This is a genomic window from Legionella quinlivanii (assembly GCF_900461555.1).
Taxonomy (GTDB): Bacteria; Pseudomonadota; Gammaproteobacteria; order Legionellales; family Legionellaceae; genus Legionella_C; species Legionella_C quinlivanii.
Window position 1 is genome coordinate 510910 of record NZ_UGOX01000001.1, and the last position, 17848, is coordinate 528757.

The following is a 17848-nucleotide window of genomic DNA, read 5'->3' on the forward strand; positions in this document are numbered from 1 at the left end:
CACCGCTTCCGCGGTTTGTCGACTCCTCAATCCCGCGCAGTCCAGCGCTCCTGATTGAGCAGTTTCAAGCGATTCTCTGATAAAACTCCTGTTCAAACGCTAACGGTGTTTTATAGCCTAAAGTTGAATGAAGCCGTCTACCATTATAAAAGGCAAGATAGTCAATCACAGCAAGCTTGGCACAGGCTTTAGTAGCGAATCGATGATAATTCAAGGATTCATATTTGATGCTTCGAAAAAACCGCTCTGTAGGGGAGTTATCCCAGCAATTGCCTTTGCGACTCATACTCTGCTGCATTTTCATTAATTTCAATAGCTCCTGGTACTCATAACTCGCATATTGACTGCCGCGATCTGAGTGGTGCAGTAATCCTGGAGAGGGTTTTTTGCGCCAAAACGCCATCCGCAGAGCTTTGGAGCACAAAGATGTGCGCATATGATCATCGACTGCCCAACCGATGATTTGGCGTGAATACAGATCCATGACGACTGCAATATATACCCAGCCCTCCAAAGTCCATACATAACTAATATCCGTGGTCCAAGCCTGATTCGGAGCAGTCACCTTAAATTGGCGATTCAAGAGGTTAGAGGCCAGTTCGAACCCATGTCGACTATCCGTCGTTTGTTTGAACCGCTTTGGATAACGTACAGTTAGCCGCAGCTTTTCCATTATCCGACGAACTTTGTAACGCCCCACGGGAAATCCCTGGGCAGTTAATTCCTTGGCTAGTCGTCTGGAACCATATGTATTTTTACTGTCTCCAAAGAGTGCTTTCAATTTAACCTCAAGCATTGTGTCTTGTGGTTTAGGATGGTGGCCCTTAGAGTACCAGCGATAATAAGCACTTCGGCTAACTTGCATCATTTTGCATAACAGTTTAATCGAATAGGCTTTCTCTTGCTCTTTGATAAATTCATATTTTATTTCTGTTCTTGAGCAAAGAAAGCCGCGGCAGATTCAACCGATCATTGCAACACCTAATTTGTTATAGTTAACTTTTTAGGAGAGACGATGGTGCGTGCTTTATCAAAACGGAGTTTTACAGAACATCAGCAAGATGTAATTTGGTCTTTATGGTCGCAAGGCAAATCACTTAGTGAAATTGGAAGACAGCTTAACAAGCATGCGGGTTCAATTTTTTGTTTCCTACAAAAATCCGGTGGTATAAAGCCTGTTAAATCTATTCGCTCAAAACAAGCATTAACTTTGTATGAACGGGAGGAAATATCACGTGGTTTATCAGCAAATTTATCTATCAGGACTATTGCAAAGACATTAAATCGCTCACCGTCGACTATATCTCGGGAAATAAATCGTAATGGAGGAATTTCAAAATATCGAGCCATATTAGCGGATAAACAAACATGGATAAGAGCAAAACGCCCTAAACAATCCAAGCTCCAAATTAATATACTGTTGAATGATATAATTGCAGATAAGCTTTCAAACAAGTGGTCACCAGAACAAATATCTGGTTATCTTAAGCGTACTTATCCGAATAATACTGCTATGAATATTTCTCATGAATCTATTTATAAAACACTTTATGTCCAATCTCGAGGTCATCTAAAGAAAGAACTATTGACGCATCTGCGGACACAGAGAGTCATGCGGCAGTCCAAGAAATTTAACACAAAAGGTAACGCACGAGGCGGGATTATAGATGCTGTATCTATTCATGATAGGCCAAAAGAAATTGATAGTCGCACTGTACCAGGTCACTGGGAAGGGGATTTAATCTGCGGCTCAAATAAATCTTACGTTGCTACATTAGTTGAACGAACATCTAGATTCACTTTGTTAGTTAAGCTTACAGGTAACGATACAGCCAGTGTTGTACACGCTATTACCAATAAAATTATAGAGCTTCCAAACCAGTTAAAAAAATCGCTTACTTGGGATCGTGGAATGGAATTAGCAAAGCATAAAAAATTTACAATCGACACTGAAATAAAGGTATATTTTTGTGATCCTAAATCGCCTTGGCAACGAGGAACCAACGAAAATACTAATCGTCTATTGAGACAATATATGCCTAAAAAAACAGACCTAGGTATTCATTCTCAATTTGATTTGGATCGAATTGCTAAAGAATTAAATGAAAGACCTAGGAAAACATTGAACTTTCTGTCTCCAGCAGATAAATTGAACGAGGTGTTGCAATGATCGGTTGAATCTGCCGCGGCCTTTTTTAAAATTTCTCTCTCCATCCTGAGCTTGTTATTTTCTTTTCTGAGGCGTAACAACTCTTCTCGTTCGTTTAAGCTCAGCTGAGAGCCTGAGGTACTAGCCCCTTTCTTTTCAGCCCCTTTTTCCATACTAACCCATTTCCTTAGGGCACTAATCGAAACACCTAAACTTGTAGCTGCTTCTGGAATGCTATAGCCTTTTGATAGCACCAACTGAACAGCATCCTGTTTGAATTCTAAACTAAAATACGGTCTCTTTCTTTGATTCATTACTTTCACTCCTATTGGTTATATTTTAACCTATAAAAGTGTCCAGGCATATTAGACCACTACATATTAGCTTTTACTATCACCAATGTATCATCTGCATCTTCAGCTTATCGAGAAGGAGTAATACAAGTGAATACTAAATACTCTTCAAGTTTGGAAGCTAAACTTAATGATGGTGCTCATGAGGAATTAAATGTATCCAGTGTAAACTTAGGGTCTAATAAAGCAACTGTGATTTTGCACGGTGGTAAAGAAACTAGTCGTCCTTATTAAACTACAAGGTTTGAAAACATAGTTTAGTAAACCAACTTAAGTGATACTCATTTTTCTACATTGCTTTGACAAAAAATAAATGAAAATGCGATAAAATCGAATCGATTCTGTAACACCTTATATTTACGATCTTCTAACCCTAAGGGAATGAAGGGTTAGATACGTAAATTCGTATCCAATTTGTTATTGTATTTTGATTGTATAAGATGACGAATAGTCAATAGCACTAATATTGGAAGGCATTAACTTATATTAAAAAAAGGTTTTTTTAATTTATAACATAATATGATTTGTGATTTTATCATTTTCATAATCTTCCAATTATCCTATCCTATTTATATTTACTAAGAGCTTTTATATTTTCATTAGGTAAATATAATTTCACTATGTGGGGGTTTTGCGTATTTAAGTACGACATTGTTCTACACCGTAGGACATTTGTAGTGGAATCCTGCGATATAAATTATAATAAAATCAATTGCTTATTTGGACATTGAGGGGCTCATAATCCGTTGGTCCTAGGTTCAAGTCCTAGTGGGCCCACCAATAAAATCAAGTAGTTACGGTAGTTTTCAGAAAGTTCGAAAAAGTCATGTAGACGCAATGTAGACAGATTATAAAGGAAGATGAAGTGTCAAAGCATGATCAATCACATAAAGACATGAAGTACTTTATCAATGATAAAGTGTATAATTGTCCGTTCTGTAATCGAAGACATGTAAGTTATTATGTAACTGACCATGGCTCATTTGATAGTTCAAATAGTAAGACCGTTTATTTTTATGTTGTTACATGCTCAGATGATGATTGCAGAAAAGACTCTTTCCATCTCAGTGCACACAACATAGCTTTAAAGCACCTTTACCAATCATCATACAAATTTTATTTTTCACCAGAGCATGGAAGGCCTACTGCAAATCAAAAGGCAGAGGGTGGGAAATTAATTTATGTGGATATATTGGACAACGATGGTAATCCGATATCAGAACTTGATGATTTATTTTATTATAATGAGCCTTCATCATTTTTTACCATAGATGAACGTGTTCCAGCTTCAATTAGAAAACCATTGAGTGAATCGTATAATTCTCTAAAAAATAATCTTATTACAGGATCTTCCGCTGGATTACGAAAAGCTATTTATAAGTTATTACAACATGAAGGAATCCCTGAGACTAATGATAGCGGTGATTTTCTTTCTCATGATCACAGAATAGAACTTTTAAAACAAAAGTATAGTCAGGTTGATTCTGAACTTTTAGATGAACTAAAAGCAATTCACATTTTAACCAGCCAAGAGCTTCATGAAAACGACTGGGAAGATTTTGATGGACCAACAATTCATTTTCTTATCGAAGTCATTAAAGAAGTACTTCAGCATCTGTATATCCTCCCTGATGAAACAGAAAAGCGCCGATTGGAGTTAAGTTCGTTAAAATCCAAGGCAAAACCAAAGAAATCTTCTAAGCCCGTTAAATAAAATTTTTCAATAATATAGTAATCAAATATAGTATTTCTCACTTTTTATCTTTTGGTGGACAAGGGTCATTTCCATAACTATTTCCGGCTCTTATTTGTCCCTCAACACCATGTATTTTAGTATCTGAGTGTTGATTACGTGCAATCTTCTGAGCAATATCTATTGCTTCTTTTTGTGTTGATGTAACCTTTGTAGCTTTGCTATTTCCTTCTCCCTTAACAGCCCAGCCATTTGGATGTTTGACAACATGTTGATTTTTCCCCTTGTTCGACATAATAGTCCTCTATGAGTTTTATCCGAGTTTATTAACTTATGTTATAATTATAGTACCTAAGCAATTGTGCTTAGGGATATGTACTGAATGTCAAGTGTTACGCATCCCGGCGAAACGCCGAGAAACAATGCGAATACCGGCAAACAAGGTAGTATTATGTGTAATAGCATGTGCTTGTCCTTAATGTAAGTATATAACATTTCAAACTTCAGGTGACTGCAGTTTTCTGTGATGTGATTTAATCATCACGTGTTATAGCCGATATAACGTCTCTGTATAGAGTAGACCGTCACCATCTAAAGTTATATCGGTTTAGCAGAAGCCTCTATAGGGACATAGTTGTATGAATAGGGAAACAAGTCCATGTTGGTTTAAACAAAGGAACTACATACATTTTGATAGTCGTTTATCTCTTAAAAACACTATCAAATTAGTTACAAACCCAGCCTGTATTATTAAGCATTCGTTCTATCCATTCATAAAAGACACACTGTGTGAAAAAAAAATTAATAACTCTCTTGAAAGGAATGTAAAAGAAAGACAAGTTTTATATGCATCCCATGCTGATTCTCATATTTATTCATACTATGCACATTTACTGTCTGAAAAATATGAACAATTTCTATTAAACAAAGGCTTAGCCAATCATGTACTAGCCTTTCGAAAAATACCAAAACCTCAGTCCGAAAAAAATATGTGTAATATAGATTTTGCAAACCATGCTTTTAGAGAAATAGTAAGCCTAGGTAACTGTGTGGCATTGGTAATAGACATAAAAGGCTTCTTTGATAATTTAGATCATGAGATTTTAAAACAAAACTGGATTTGTCTATTGGAAGATCAGAATTTCTTACCAGAAGATCATTATTGTGTCTATAAGTCTTTGACTAAATATTCATTTGTAGAAAAAGAACAACTATATGAAAAGCTGTCAATTTCAAAAAACAACCATCAAAGACTACCAAATTATAAATACTGCCATCCATCAACATTTAGAAAATTAATCAGAGGAAATAAGTTAATTCAAATAAACTCTAATAATTATGCCATTCCTCAAGTGTAATGCCCCCCAAATAAACCGGTCCACCTAGTTTTAAATTAACGACTAGGAATAGGACTAGTAATATGACTATAACAACAATAGAATGTAGCGAAATAATTCACTCCAGTCGTAAGCGAAAACGTTGGACAGCTTACGAAAAACAACAAATAGTTCATGAAACCTACCAAACAGGCGTAACAGTATCCTTTATTGCACGCAAACACGGTATTCCCCCCAGTCAACTATTTTACTGGCGAAAAATAATGGAGAATGGTGCATTGACCAGCGTTAAAACAGAAGAAGAAGTCATCCCTGAAAGTGAAGCCAAGGCGTTGAAAAAACGTATTAAGCAACTTGAGCAAGTTCTGGGACAAAAGACATTGGAAAATGAGATTCTGCGTGAAGCAGTTAAGCTGGGTCGAGAAAAAAAACTGATCTCGCGACAACCCTTGTACGGGATAAGCGATTTCGAATAAGAGCAGTTGCCAGGGCACTGCAGGTTTCTCGCTCCCACTTAACGCAGAGGTTGAAAAATATGGAACACTCCAGAAAACAAACGGTTAAAATACGTGATCAGGAACTACTGCCTTACATTCGTGAAATAACGGATAAACGGAGTAGCTATGGCTATCGTAGGGTTACAACGCTTCTTAATCATGAGTTAAAAAAGACAGGTCTTGCCTGCGTCAATCATAAACGTGTCTATCGTATTATGAAGCAAAATCAATTATTACTGCCGGCGTATGGCAAAAAACAAACACGAGTACATGATGGGAAAGTCATTACATTGCATAGCAACACTCGTTGGTGTTCAGACTGTTTTACCATACAGTGCGCTAACGGTGATAGAGTTCATGTCGCTTTTGCAATGGATACTTGTGACAGAGAAGTATTAGGCTATATTGCCTCGACAGTGGGCATTGATGGAGAAGCAATCAGGGACTTATTGCTAGAAAGTGTAGAGTATCGGTTTGGTGCAGCAGAATACATGCCCAAACAGATACAGTGGTTAACTGACAATGGCCCTTGTTATGTGGCAAGGGACACTGTTTCTTTTGCAAGAAACTTAGGCTTTGATGTGAGGACAACACCAGCATATAGCCCTGAAAGCAATGGTATGGCAGAAGCGTTTGTTAAAACGTTTAAACGAGATTATGTCGCTTTTTTTGATCTTGATGATGCGCAGACTGTTATGAAAAAGCTTCCTGAATGGTTTGACGATTACAACGAAGTTGCGCCTCATAAGGGCTTAAAAATGATGGCTCCCAGGGAATATATCAGGAGCTTATTAGCGGTGAGTTAGGTGGTTCGGTTTTATAGGGGCAACTCCAATTACAAACTTACTGAAGATATGACTAAAATATTATTGATCATATTATGGCTATTCCATACAAAAAGCAATCTCAAAAACCTGTCTTGATAAGGTTCGTTCACATGCGATTTAACCATAAATTTTAACAAGAATTTTGATGTTATACTCTGGTCCATATTCTTTCAATTTTGTTAGCAGAAACACCATCAACTATAGTTCTATTTAACATTGGGTGAAATTCGTGAGTTGGACCAAAATCACTATCTGGATGATAAGCAATAACAGACATTTCAGAGTCCTTTGTTCGGAAACCATGTTCACCATCTGCGGGTATAACAAAAACACAACCTGGCATTAATGGGATATTTCCAAAAGGGGTGATGCATTCGCCTTTACCGCGAATCACTATACCAACTCTCATCGAGGGGTGTGTATGAATCGTTTGGTCAATACCTGTAGGGAAATATAGCATATTTAAACAGCTATCACCCATTTGAATAGGCGGAATCAATAATGAGTCTGTACAGCCATCAATATAGTTCAAGCGGCCTTGAGCTTCGACTGGACCTCCAATATTAAAGAAGCCTCTATAGCCCAAACGAGATATTGCAATGCCTTTGCCTGCACCTCTTATTTCTGTTTTTCCTGGTGCCGAAAAGTACATACCCTTTTTTAATTCAAATTCACCAGATGCGTGATTTATTATTAAAGTTCCATCGTAAACAAACCCGAAATGTGTCGCGTTTTCTGGTAATTGCAACAAATCATGTGAGCATCCCCATAACTGAGTAGGGTGAATATCCGACTCCATATTTGATAGCAGGCCATGTGATAACTGATAAGGTATAAAGCTTTCATTATTTTTCACGATCTTTCCTCTTTCCTCTTTAAATTTATTGCTCATAGTTGATAGGGTGAATATTTCAAATTTTAGCCGATTCTAATACAGGCTCATCACCAAAAAATGCTTTTCTATCGATTTGAAAACGCTGAGCTAGTAAGCTGCGCTTTATTTTACCTGTTGGAGTTGCAGGGATAGGCTCATTTCCAAATAAGATTAACCTTGGACGATAGCGTGCCGTGCAAGCACGAACTATCTTCAGCACCTTTTCTTCATTCGCAGGAGTGCGCTCTGCGGTTATATACAAACCAATTTCTTCGCCTGCTAAATCGTTAGGGAACCCTGTGATCCCAAATCGGCAAAAACTACGCAAAGCTTCCAGTTCAGCTTCGATAGCTTGAGGAGACAAGTTTTCCCCATAGCGTATTATAATTTCTTTTTTGCGGCCCGTTACAAAGAAATATCGCTGCCCATCTATTTTTGTGAAAAATCCCAAATCGCCTGTACGCAGGCCCCCACCTTCGAGAGCCATTTGTGTAGCAGCAACCTCATCCCAATAACCTAGCATTGTTGTATGACCAGAGATAACTATTTCTCCTTCTTCTTCTTCCGAGGCGGTTGTGCCGTCTTCGCGTAATATATTGATTTCACATCCAAACAATTCTGGACCGATGCTTGGAACTTTCCAACCTTCAATTGTGCGTTGCAGGCTTTTGCCAGTAACGTTCCAAGGGATTGTTGCAGCAAAATTTACACATTCACTTAAGCCATAACCCTGATGTATGTCAATGTTAGTGTTAGCCATAAATTCACGCGCTACAGCGCTAGATAGAGGAGCGGCTGCTGATACGACATATTGGAGTTTGGGTAAAGTTAATTTAGATACAGAAATTGCTGAAAGGACCCGAATCATTTCAGGTACCAGTGAAATAATATTCACATTCTGTTCATTTAGGATTGACCAGATTGCGGAGCCAGGTAATCCTGCACATAACACCACATGATTGCTAGCATAAAGAGACGCAATCATAGAAAACCCAAAAGCATTAGCATGAAAAAGCGGGAGAACGCACATATGGACTCGAAACTTAGTCAGTTGATGTGTTCTTGTTAAGCCTTCAGCATTGACCAGTAGGTTATAATGACTTAAACAGGCACCTTTCGGAGTTGAAGTTGTGCCGGATGTGAATAAAATTACAGCAGGGTCATCTGGTGCCACATCTTGAGCCGGCCAAATAAAATTATCTTCGTCGACATTTGCTAACAAGGGTAGACATGGTAAAGAGTGCACAGCTACTCTCTCAGCTTTCAATAGTTCCGGTGCAACTCCTGAGCCTGTTACAAGAACGTGAGGGCGCACTTTATCGACTATTATTTGCAAAACACGAAGAGATTCAGTATTGCTTACTGGTACAGTTATAGCGCCAATAGACATTAACGATAAATGAGCGATGAAGGCTTCAGGACAATTTTTAGAAATTACAACCACACGGTCTCCATATGTTACGCCGTGTTTAATAACAAACCATTGGGCAAGCCTCTTAATCTGCAACAATAGCTCACCATAGGAGTATTGTTGTGACAGCTTCTCACTATCATACCAAGTTAATGCAGGCATTGTCTCACTAAATGATTGTAGCTTTTCTAATACTTGAGGTAAGCTGATACATTCCATCAATCGATGCGTTAAGTTTTTACCTTTATAAATTCTTGCGTCAGCGTGCAGAGACACTGATGGGCTTGCCGATTGAAGTACATCCACTATTAAATCCCCTTAAAAAATTAACACTGCCAGAAATTACTTACTAGCACCCTCCAAATTAACTAAAAAATCCCCACCTCGTCATCAACATTGTTTTCGCTCTCCAATGTTAAAGTGTTGTTATTCAACTGCTGGGCTTGTACCACAAGTTCAACAAACTCTCTTAGAGTCTTTGATTCAAACAATGTACGGATTGAAAGATCTACACCATAATCTTGACGCAGCCGTGCCAGTAAAAGCATAGCTAAAAGTGAATGTCCCCCTAAATCGAAAAAATTATCTTCCATACTAATTTTTTCGACTCTCAGAAATTCAATCCAAATTGCCGCGATCTCTTTTTCTAGCAATGTTTCTGGAGCTACATATGCGATGTTATGGCCTTCCGGTGACGGTAATTTATCCCAGTCAACGCCTCCTCCAGCTAACTTCGGTAATCGTTCAACGATTATAATCTTAGCTGGCAACTTGTGTGCTGGAAGTACTGTTGATAAATCATTATGCCAGTTGATTTCATTTTGTTTTGCTGAAAGATTAGGGTGCAGCGATATATATCCTATTAATTGCATTTGGTTAAAATTTTCGTATGCAATTACTATAGCTTCGCTTACTGCTGAATTGGCCTTCAATGCCGATTCAATTTCCCTAAAGTCAATGTATCGCCCATCGATTAATTCTTGCTGCGCTCTATCAATGAATTCAATCTGCCCATTCGAACGCCAACGCGCACGCTCCTTTGTTCGGAATAAACGTTGTCCAGTCATGAAAGGTGAAGGGATATAATCCTCTTCTCCGTAAGAACGGCCTGAATAGCCAAGAGTCCAAGGTTCCCCACCAATGTAAAGCTCTCCAATCACGTTTGATGGAACTAATGCCAATCGCTCATCAAGAATATAAGCGAAAACTCCTGGAATAGGGCGTCCATGCACAGAGGCTTTTGTCTGTGATAGACCTGGCAGAACTTCCGTGTATCGGGATATGCCGTAAAGAGTGATTTCTTCTTTCTGAGTGAATCCGTATTCGCTAACCATCGTTATGTTTCCACCAACCATTAGCGGCAGCAGCACATCTCGTGCTGAAGGCTCGAAGGGTTGAGCATATTTATGCGTTTTATAATTTACGCAGTCAGCCATTTTCATCAACCGCTGTGACATGCCCCGGTGTGTTATAGACAAAAACCTGAGTTTGTTACTAGTATCCCATTCTGGAAATAGAAAGGCGATATTATCTATTCCCACTGGCATATCAATAAATTTAGAAGAGAGAATAGTCATTTTATCTATCTCTTCATCTAGCTCAACAATAGAATAGTTTAAGTTCGCCAAATTATGTCTGCATGCCTGAATACCTACTACTAATGATGATCCACTTTCTGATAGCAATTCTAATATACGTGCTTTAGGATAATCGGGTTCAATTGGCAAACAACTAGCACCTGTTTTTAGAATACCTAACAATGCCGCAATAGTTACTGCTGAAGGCTGCATAATTAAACCAACAACCACTCCAGGTGCACTTCCTCTGGTAAGAAGATGAGCAGTCAACCAATCTGACCATTTATCTAGAGTGTCATAGCTTATACTTCCCTCGCTGAGTTCGATCGCAATTCTCCTAGGCTCGCAACCAACTTGTGCTCGAAACATTTGATGCACGCATTGTGACTCTAGAGCAGGCAACTTAGTATTCCATTCTTCTAAAATTAAGTATCGCTCTTTCGCGTTCAGTAATGAGAAATCAGATAATAAGTTATCTGGTAATGATACCGCTTGCTCAAGTAATGATTGGTACTGCTCAGCGAGCTTTTCTATAGTACAGGCATCAAATAAATCCGTAGCATACTCTAAAGAACAAGCGATAGAATCACTGTCCTCTCTCACGCGTAACATTAGCTCATAACGCGCCTTAACTTCCCCAGCTGAAAGTGTTTCGACCTTCAAATCTGGAAGCTGTAGTGCTTCTGGTCTATCACTTGCTGGAATTGAATTGATCATCACCTGAAAGATTGGTGGCCGAGAAAGGTCCCTTATTGGATTAATTTCTTCGACCAACTTTTCAAAAGGTAAATCCTGATGATTATATGCTTGTAACGCAGTCTCCTTGGCACGTGCAAGTAACTGCCGCATGCTTAGGTTACCGGAGACATCGGTGCGCAACACTAGAATATTAACAAAAAAACCTATTAACGCTTCCGTTTGTCGTTCTCTGCGTCCAGCTACTGGCGTACCGAGAACAATATCATTTTGACCGGTCCAACGAGATAACAGATACTGAAAGCAGGCGAGTAGCACCATAAACAAAGTTGCATTTTCTGCATGTGCCAAAGCCGTCATTTTATAAGTCAATAGTTTTGGCAGTGAAAAATTCACGCTTGCTCCACGGAAGCTTTGTACAGCTGGGCGAGGTCGATCAAGCGGGAGATCTAGACCAAGAGGAATGCCGTTTAATCTATCTTTCCAGTAGTTAATTTGGCACTCAAGTGCTTCACCTTGCAGCCAATGACGCTGCCATAAAGCATAATCTGTGTATTGTAATGTTAATTCTTGAAGCGGAGAACCGAATCCTTGGGAGTAATATGTATAGCAAGCGCCGAGTTCACGGGTTAATACACCTAACGACCAGCCATCTGAGACAAGGTGGTGCATCACAATGACAGCAATATGCTCATCAGGGGCAAGCTTTATAACTGTAACTCGAAATAGCGGGCCGGATGATAGATTAAAAACATGTGATGCTGCCGTGTTCAGTGTATGATTTGTCTCATTAGCTCTAGGTTCGTCTGGAAGGTTAGATAAGTCAATATTGTGTATTTTAAATTTACCTGGCATGTCAATTATCTGTTCGACAGTTTCATCGTCAGCGACAAATCGTGTACGTAGAGAATCGTGGCGACGTACAATTTCTGTTAAAGCTTGTTCGAATGCATGATTATCAAATAGACCAATAAAGCGTATCGCCCCAGAAATATTGTAGGTTGACCCCATCGTTTCGATTTGTTCTAACAGCCATAAACGCTCTTGCGCATACGATAAAGGCAAGCGTGGAGGTCGTGGTTGTGCGACTAACGGTGGGATAGTTGAGACACATATTTTCTCTTGTAGGGCCGCATCTATTACCGCTCCTAAATCGCTTAACTGCGGGTTCTCAAAAAAAGTTCGAATCTGTAATTCCACGCCAAAAACTTCACTAACGCGAGCGGCTACTTGTGTAGTCAAGAGCGAATGTCCGCCAAGTTCAAAGAAGTTATCTAGCCTGTCGATTCCATCTAGCTTCAGAACCTCTGTCCAGATGTTAGATAAAACTGTTTCAGTTTCTGTGTGGAAGCTAGTATTACCGGATTCATTGATTAGAATGCAAGGGTCAGGCAAGGCATTTCTGTCGATTTTGTTATTTGGAGTCAAAGGTAATGCTGGCAATGTTAAGAAATATGCTGGCACCATATGTTCCGGAAGGAATTGAAGCAACTGATTACGCAACGCTTTATGTTCTGGTAATACTTTCCCCTGAGCCATTACTAGGTAGCTTACCAAACGTTTGTCTCCGGGAACGTCTTCTTTGACAATAACCACTGCTTCTTGCACACCAGCCAAGGTCATCAAGGCGGCTTCGATCTCACCTAATTCGACTCGGAATCCACGGATCTTAACTTGGTGGTCATTACGTCCTAGATATTCTACGTTTCCGTCCGGTAGGTATCGTGCCACATCACCTGATTTGAACATGCGTGCACCAGGTTCGTTGCTAAATGGGTTAGGAATAAACTTTTCGGCACTGAGTTCGGGCTGGCCTAAGTAGCATCGAGCTAGGCCAGCACCGCTGATATATATTTCTCCGGCAATGCCGATAGGAACTGGGTTTAGCTCCGTGTCAAGAAGATATACTTGAACATTATCGAACGGACGCCCCAACACAGGACTATTGCATGCAGTTTGAATATTGCAGAATAGGGAATCAACAGTCGTTTCGGTTAAGCCATAGACATTGTAGAAGCTCTGCCCTAATCGTTGCTGGAGTGTATTCCACAAGTGATAGCTGATAGCCTCCCCCCCAACGAGAAAAATCTTAGCTATTTCAACAGAATGATTTGATGAAAGCAGAAGTGGTAGTTGCGACGGCGTGCAGTCTATAACATCTAGTCGCCAGGCGCTAAGTGTTGAAGCTAATAATTTCGGATCACCGCGGATGTGTTCTGGAATCAAATATAGGGCGGCCCCTTGCAACAATAAGAGCCATTGTTGGACTGATGCGTCAAAAGAAATTGACGCATTGAGCCCAATCTTCATACCAGCAATTTCACCGATATTTTTGTATAGGTGGTTTATTAAACCATTTTTTAAATTTATAGCAGCTTCATGCGTGATACAAGTTCCCTTCGGTTTACCTGTAGAACCTGATGTGTAAATGACATACGCTAAGTTAGCGGGATCAGTTCTGTTTATTAAATTTTCTGTGCTGTGCCGTTTGATCTTATTCCAGTCTGAATCCAAATAAAAAGTCTCAACCGAAAAGTTCCCGGCATCTACAATGGGCTTTAGGTTGTGCAGCGTAAGCAACACTTTTGGCTTTGAATCATTAATCATAAAGCCAATACGTTCTGAGGGGTAATTAGGATCAATCGGTACATAGGCACCGCCTGCCTTAAGAATACCAAATATTCCAATTATCATTTCAACGCCACGTGTCACGAAGAGGCCAACCAACACTTCAGGTGCTACACCTCGGTACCTCAGATAATGCGCCAATTGGTTAGCACGTTCATTGAGTTCAGAGTAACTAAGCTGTTGATCTTTATATACGAGTGCCATCGCGTCTGGTGTGCAAGCTACTTGGTTCTCAAACAAACTATGTATAGTAATCCAAGAGCATGGCATGTTAGATTGGTTCCATTCCACCAGCAGCCGATTTCGCTCTGTTTCAGGTAATATGCTTATATTTCTTAAAGGGCTGTATAAATTATTTCTTAGAGATTCCAATAAAAATTTAATTCTATTAGCAAGTAACATTACTTCTTTTTCGGAAAAATATGCCAGGTTGTAATCTAAATGAAGAGCTACTTCATTTTTGTCTCCTTCCCATACTATGATAGATAGGGGTGTTTGCTGATGATTATGACTCAAATAAAAGAGACTGGCCTCATTTTCATCAAACATTAAATTACCATAATCGAACTTCAGATAGTTAAACAAAACATCATATAAAGGACTACGATTGCTTCTAAAAGGCAGCTCTCGGACAATTTGTCCTATGGAAAATCGATGGTGACGATAATTAGTTTTCTGCTGTTTTGTAATGCTTTTTATTAGTTCTTGGAATGAATTATTATTATTATTATTGATATTCAAAATTATAGGGCTCACACTCGTAAAAACACCTATCATTTTTTTTTGAACTGGATTCCTTCGACCATGTGATGGAATACCAAAAACGATTTTTTCCTGCCCATGTGCAATCGAAAAGTAACCAGCCAAAACTCCCAAAAATATATTGGACACCCCAATCTTTAAGTTATTTGCCAGTTCCTGCAATCCTTTAAATAAGGTACTGGATAGATTAACAGTGTACCGGCGACTAGGAATAGTTTTTTGGGTTTTAAAATGCTTTAAATAGTGGGCTGAAAGTAATTTATCTGGAAGTTCGGCACAGTAATCAAGCCAATATTTTTTATCTTCGGCATATCTTCTATTATTTAAATATTGTTGCTCCTCTAGAACGACCTGACTCCAACTACTATTGTTAAAAGGTTCTGGAGGGCTGCTGTAAAGCTTAGCTAAATTCTCAGACCAATTCATAAAGCCCCAGCCGTCAAGAGTAATATGATGGGCTATACCTATATACCAAAATGAATTATCAGAAATTTTTACCAAATGGGCATAACAAAGTTGATTGTTAATTAGTCTAATCGGAGTCTCGAAAAGCTTTTTAGCCCAAGCTTCAGCTTCAGCTATTGGGTTGGAATAATTAGAAAAGTCAACTATGGGTAATGAATCTAACCGGTCTTTGCTTATAAACTGGCAAGCTTCATCGTTATGCTCTGCTATTCGAATACCAAAAGCGTCATTGGAATTAACAAGTAGCTTATGTGCTTCAATTAACTTTCCAACATTAATTTGCCCAAGCTTAATATACCCACCAATATTATATATTGGGCTTTCAGTGTGATAAAGCTGATCATAGTAAATGTCTTGTTGTGCGAGAGTTAGAGGAAGCGTTTTACTCGACATTATAAGTTCCTTTTACATCATTTTTTTACACTGTTTGTATTTATAAAAGCTAAAAAAATAGGCATTGTGAACAATAGCGGCAAAAAGCCACCTCATTATTTTATAATTTTTAGTTTTAGCTGCTTATTAAGTCATTCCTATAACAAAGATGCATCCAGCAAATTAATTTACACCATCAGTTATTCCATTTCAGATTCTGGTGTTATAGCCATTTTTCTCTGTAGAGATAATGGGCGCATGTCTTTCCATGCTTCTTTGATGTATAGCAAACAGTCTTTTTTCAAGCCCTGAAAGCCAGCTTCGCTCCATCCTTCTGGCTTGTTTTTGTTAGCTGGCCATATTGAATATTGGCCTTCATCATTGATGACGACATTATAAATTTTTTGATCATTGTCGATTTGATTCAACATGCTTGGTTCAAAATTACACTGCAAATGATGAGCATTTTATATCTTTTTTGTGATTATGTATATAATTTTGCAATCTTGGTAGTGAATGACCCTGTCTGCTCTATTCCGGATCTGGAATTTGTGCTGGCTTAAAGCACCAATTCCCATTTCATTGTTTGTACTTGAATATTCGGATGACTTTCAAGCGGCTTCTTTTCATCAATAAAGAAAAATCCATGTTTCATATAGAATCGTAAGGCTTTTAAGTTATCAGGTGATACATCGAGATAAATTTCTTTGAACCCTCTATCGAATGCATCAGTTTTAACAGCATTAACTAAACATTCTGCGACCCCTGCTCTACGTGATTCTGGTTCAACCCACATCGCGATCAAATTGTAACGATTTAATTTATCTATACCAGCACCAATCATTCCTATCGCTTTATCATTGTTAAATGCTAGCCAAAATCTTGGTTCAGTTTCAGAGGATGCACGTTGTTTCCATTGTTCGTCACTATTATTGATAGCAGTTTGATAACTAACACCGAATGCTGTCGGTGTATCAAGAAGTGCCGCGAGTCGAATGTTTTTTAAGAGCATCCAATCTTGTTCTTCAGTTGTTCTGACGTTCATAATTGCCTTAGATTACAAGTATATCTGTTTATTCTCATATCATATTAGTGCTAGCCTAATACAGTAAATTTAACTATACTAAAATTAGTCTATTTTACCTCTATCTAATCAAACTAATTAATTTATTTCAATAGGTTAATTCGCTCTGCCGACTATCAGAAGATGCTAATTCCAGTAAACATTCCTTGATTATCAAATTGATTTTCCGTAAAACAAGATGTCTATTACTCTCTATGAAAAAATGATCGCCTGGAATCATATGAATTGTAGCTGATGAAGCAAAGCTGGCTTCCCAACTTTGTAAATCAGATGGGGTTACTTCAGTGTCTTCGGTTCCACCTAAAACGGAAAGAGGACAATTAAAAGTGTTTTCTGAAGAAGGGTAATATTTATGTGATAATTCAAAATCAGCTCTGAGCGTAGGAAGTAATAGTGCCATTAGCTCTTTGTTTTCAAGTAGTTCTTTAGGTGTTCCATTCAATTTTATTAATTCTTTTATAAATTCGTTTTCAGGTAAGTTATATATAGCTTTTTTAGTACAAGGGATATAAGGTCCTCTGCTACCAGAGGCGATGAAATGTATTGGTAAAGGAGCGCCTATCTTATTTAATTGACACATCAATTCAAAGGATATCCTGCTACCCAGGCTATGACCGAATAAAATGTAAGGTATATCAATGGCATTTTTTATAGAGGGCAAAAGATCCTTCATCAGCTCATTCATATCTGAAAAAGCATGTTCAGAAACACGATTACTTCGACCGGGAGGTTGAATAGCAATTAGCTCAACGTTATTAGGTAACAGTTCACCCCAAGATTTATAGATTGACGCATTCCCACCAGCATATGGAAAGCATATAAGTCTTAAACGTGGGAATGCAAGAGGTTTAGGTATAAACAACCAGTCTGAGCGGGTCATTAATATCTTCCTGTGTTTTTTATCAAGATGGCCTTAATAATATCATTGTGAACTAAATAAATCTTTTCTTTTATTAACTGGAGTTGGAATTTGATATATTGAAACTAATTTTTTAATGATACAATAAAGGCAAGATGGTTGATTTGTAGTCATTCAAGTCTGGAATATAACACTCGCAGTACCCTTGTGTTTACCATTTAATCGCCATGGAAATTAATGCTTTTTGAAGCATGCTTGCTTGTA

14 protein-coding genes are annotated in these 17848 nt (G+C 38.5%); 5 read left to right on the forward strand and 9 right to left on the reverse strand.

The window, feature by feature from the left end:
* Positions 1–64 precede the first annotated feature (64 nt).
* Positions 65–961: an IS3 family transposase gene (locus tag DYH61_RS02290; protein ID WP_115343297.1), complete on the reverse strand. Its 897-nt coding sequence runs from the start codon at positions 959–961 to the stop codon at positions 65–67.
* Positions 962–1015: 54 nt separating this feature from the next.
* Here DYH61_RS02290 and DYH61_RS02295 point away from each other — a divergent pair, with 54 nt between their 5' ends.
* Positions 1016–2170 carry an IS30 family transposase gene (locus DYH61_RS02295; RefSeq protein WP_058508500.1) on the forward strand — a complete coding sequence of 385 codons (1155 nt, stop codon included), beginning with the start codon at positions 1016–1018 and terminating at the stop codon, positions 2168–2170.
* Here the strand turns inward: DYH61_RS02295 and DYH61_RS15965 are convergent.
* On the reverse strand, positions 2068–2463 hold the full coding sequence (locus tag DYH61_RS15965) for a transposase (RefSeq protein ID WP_115343298.1): 396 nt from the start codon (positions 2461–2463) through the stop codon (positions 2068–2070). The two genes, DYH61_RS02295 and DYH61_RS15965, sit on opposite strands and share 103 nt — an antisense overlap.
* A 129-nt stretch (positions 2464–2592) precedes the next feature.
* Here DYH61_RS15965 and DYH61_RS15585 point away from each other — a divergent pair, with 129 nt between their 5' ends.
* Both DYH61_RS15585 and DYH61_RS02305 read left to right on the forward strand, forming a co-directional pair.
* Complete coding sequence (locus DYH61_RS15585; protein ID WP_157072311.1) at positions 2593–2736, forward strand: hypothetical protein; 144 nt, start codon at positions 2593–2595, stop codon at positions 2734–2736.
* 631 nt (positions 2737–3367) lie between these two features.
* Entirely contained in the window at positions 3368–4216 is an 849-nt protein-coding gene (locus DYH61_RS02305; protein ID WP_058508607.1) for a hypothetical protein, read from the forward strand.
* A 37-nt stretch (positions 4217–4253) separates the two neighbouring features.
* Here DYH61_RS02305 and DYH61_RS02310 read toward each other — a convergent pair whose 3' ends face one another.
* Complete coding sequence (locus DYH61_RS02310) at positions 4254–4490, reverse strand: DUF2188 domain-containing protein (protein WP_058508608.1); 237 nt, start codon at positions 4488–4490, stop codon at positions 4254–4256.
* Between the two features lie 343 nt (positions 4491–4833).
* Here DYH61_RS02310 and DYH61_RS02315 point away from each other — a divergent pair, with 343 nt between their 5' ends.
* Together DYH61_RS02315 and DYH61_RS02320 are read left to right on the forward strand one after the other, a co-directional pair.
* Positions 4834–5553, forward strand: coding sequence for an RNA-dependent RNA polymerase family protein (locus DYH61_RS02315; protein ID WP_058508609.1), 720 nt, complete (start codon positions 4834–4836; stop codon positions 5551–5553).
* 62 nt (positions 5554–5615) lie between these two features.
* A protein-coding gene (locus DYH61_RS02320; RefSeq protein WP_420812639.1) for an IS3 family transposase occupies positions 5616–6835 on the forward strand; the annotation gives its coding sequence in 2 pieces (ribosomal slippage) (positions 5616–5955 and positions 5955–6835; 1221 coding nt in all).
* Positions 6836–7004: 169 nt separating this feature from the next.
* Here DYH61_RS02320 and DYH61_RS02325 read toward each other — a convergent pair.
* From DYH61_RS02325 to DYH61_RS02350, 6 genes are all read right to left on the reverse strand, one after another.
* Positions 7005–7712, reverse strand: coding sequence for a cupin domain-containing protein (locus tag DYH61_RS02325; protein WP_200823642.1), 708 nt, complete (start codon positions 7710–7712; stop codon positions 7005–7007).
* Between the two features lie 55 nt (positions 7713–7767).
* Positions 7768–9447, reverse strand: a complete 1680-nt coding sequence (locus DYH61_RS02330) for a class I adenylate-forming enzyme family protein (RefSeq protein ID WP_058508620.1) — start codon at positions 9445–9447, stop codon at positions 7768–7770.
* A gap of 62 nt (positions 9448–9509) precedes the next feature.
* On the reverse strand, positions 9510–15662 hold the full coding sequence (locus tag DYH61_RS02335) for a non-ribosomal peptide synthetase (RefSeq protein WP_058508621.1): 6153 nt from the start codon (positions 15660–15662) through the stop codon (positions 9510–9512).
* A gap of 179 nt (positions 15663–15841) precedes the next feature.
* Positions 15842–16072, reverse strand: a complete 231-nt coding sequence (locus tag DYH61_RS02340; RefSeq protein ID WP_172463583.1) for an MbtH family protein — start codon at positions 16070–16072, stop codon at positions 15842–15844.
* A 128-nt stretch (positions 16073–16200) separates the two neighbouring features.
* Positions 16201–16686 (reverse strand): GNAT family N-acetyltransferase, encoded by a 486-nt coding sequence (locus DYH61_RS02345; protein WP_058508622.1) that lies wholly within the window; start codon positions 16684–16686, stop codon positions 16201–16203.
* Between the two features lie 127 nt (positions 16687–16813).
* Positions 16814–17605 carry a thioesterase II family protein gene (locus DYH61_RS02350; protein WP_058508623.1) on the reverse strand — a complete coding sequence of 264 codons (792 nt, stop codon included), beginning with the start codon at positions 17603–17605 and terminating at the stop codon, positions 16814–16816.
* Positions 17606–17848 lie beyond the last annotated feature (243 nt).

What these genes read in the sequence shown, in the direction of transcription:
- DYH61_RS02335 (WP_058508621.1), bottom strand. Translation starts at nt 15,662, where the DNA reads ATGTCGAGTAAAACGCTTCCTCTAACTCTCGCACAACAAGACATTTAC.
- DYH61_RS02350 (WP_058508623.1), bottom strand. Translation starts at nt 17,605, where the DNA reads ATGACCCGCTCAGACTGGTTGTTTATACCTAAACCTCTTGCATTCCCA.
- DYH61_RS02340 (WP_172463583.1), bottom strand. Translation starts at nt 16,072, where the DNA reads ATGTTGAATCAAATCGACAATGATCAAAAAATTTATAATGTCGTCATC.
- DYH61_RS15965 (WP_115343298.1), bottom strand. Translation starts at nt 2,463, where the DNA reads ATGAATCAAAGAAAGAGACCGTATTTTAGTTTAGAATTCAAACAGGAT.
- DYH61_RS02315 (WP_058508609.1), top strand. Translation starts at nt 4,834, where the DNA reads ATGAATAGGGAAACAAGTCCATGTTGGTTTAAACAAAGGAACTACATA.
- DYH61_RS02345 (WP_058508622.1), bottom strand. Translation starts at nt 16,686, where the DNA reads ATGAACGTCAGAACAACTGAAGAACAAGATTGGATGCTCTTAAAAAAC.
- DYH61_RS02310 (WP_058508608.1), bottom strand. Translation starts at nt 4,490, where the DNA reads ATGTCGAACAAGGGGAAAAATCAACATGTTGTCAAACATCCAAATGGC.
- DYH61_RS02295 (WP_058508500.1), top strand. Translation starts at nt 1,016, where the DNA reads ATGGTGCGTGCTTTATCAAAACGGAGTTTTACAGAACATCAGCAAGAT.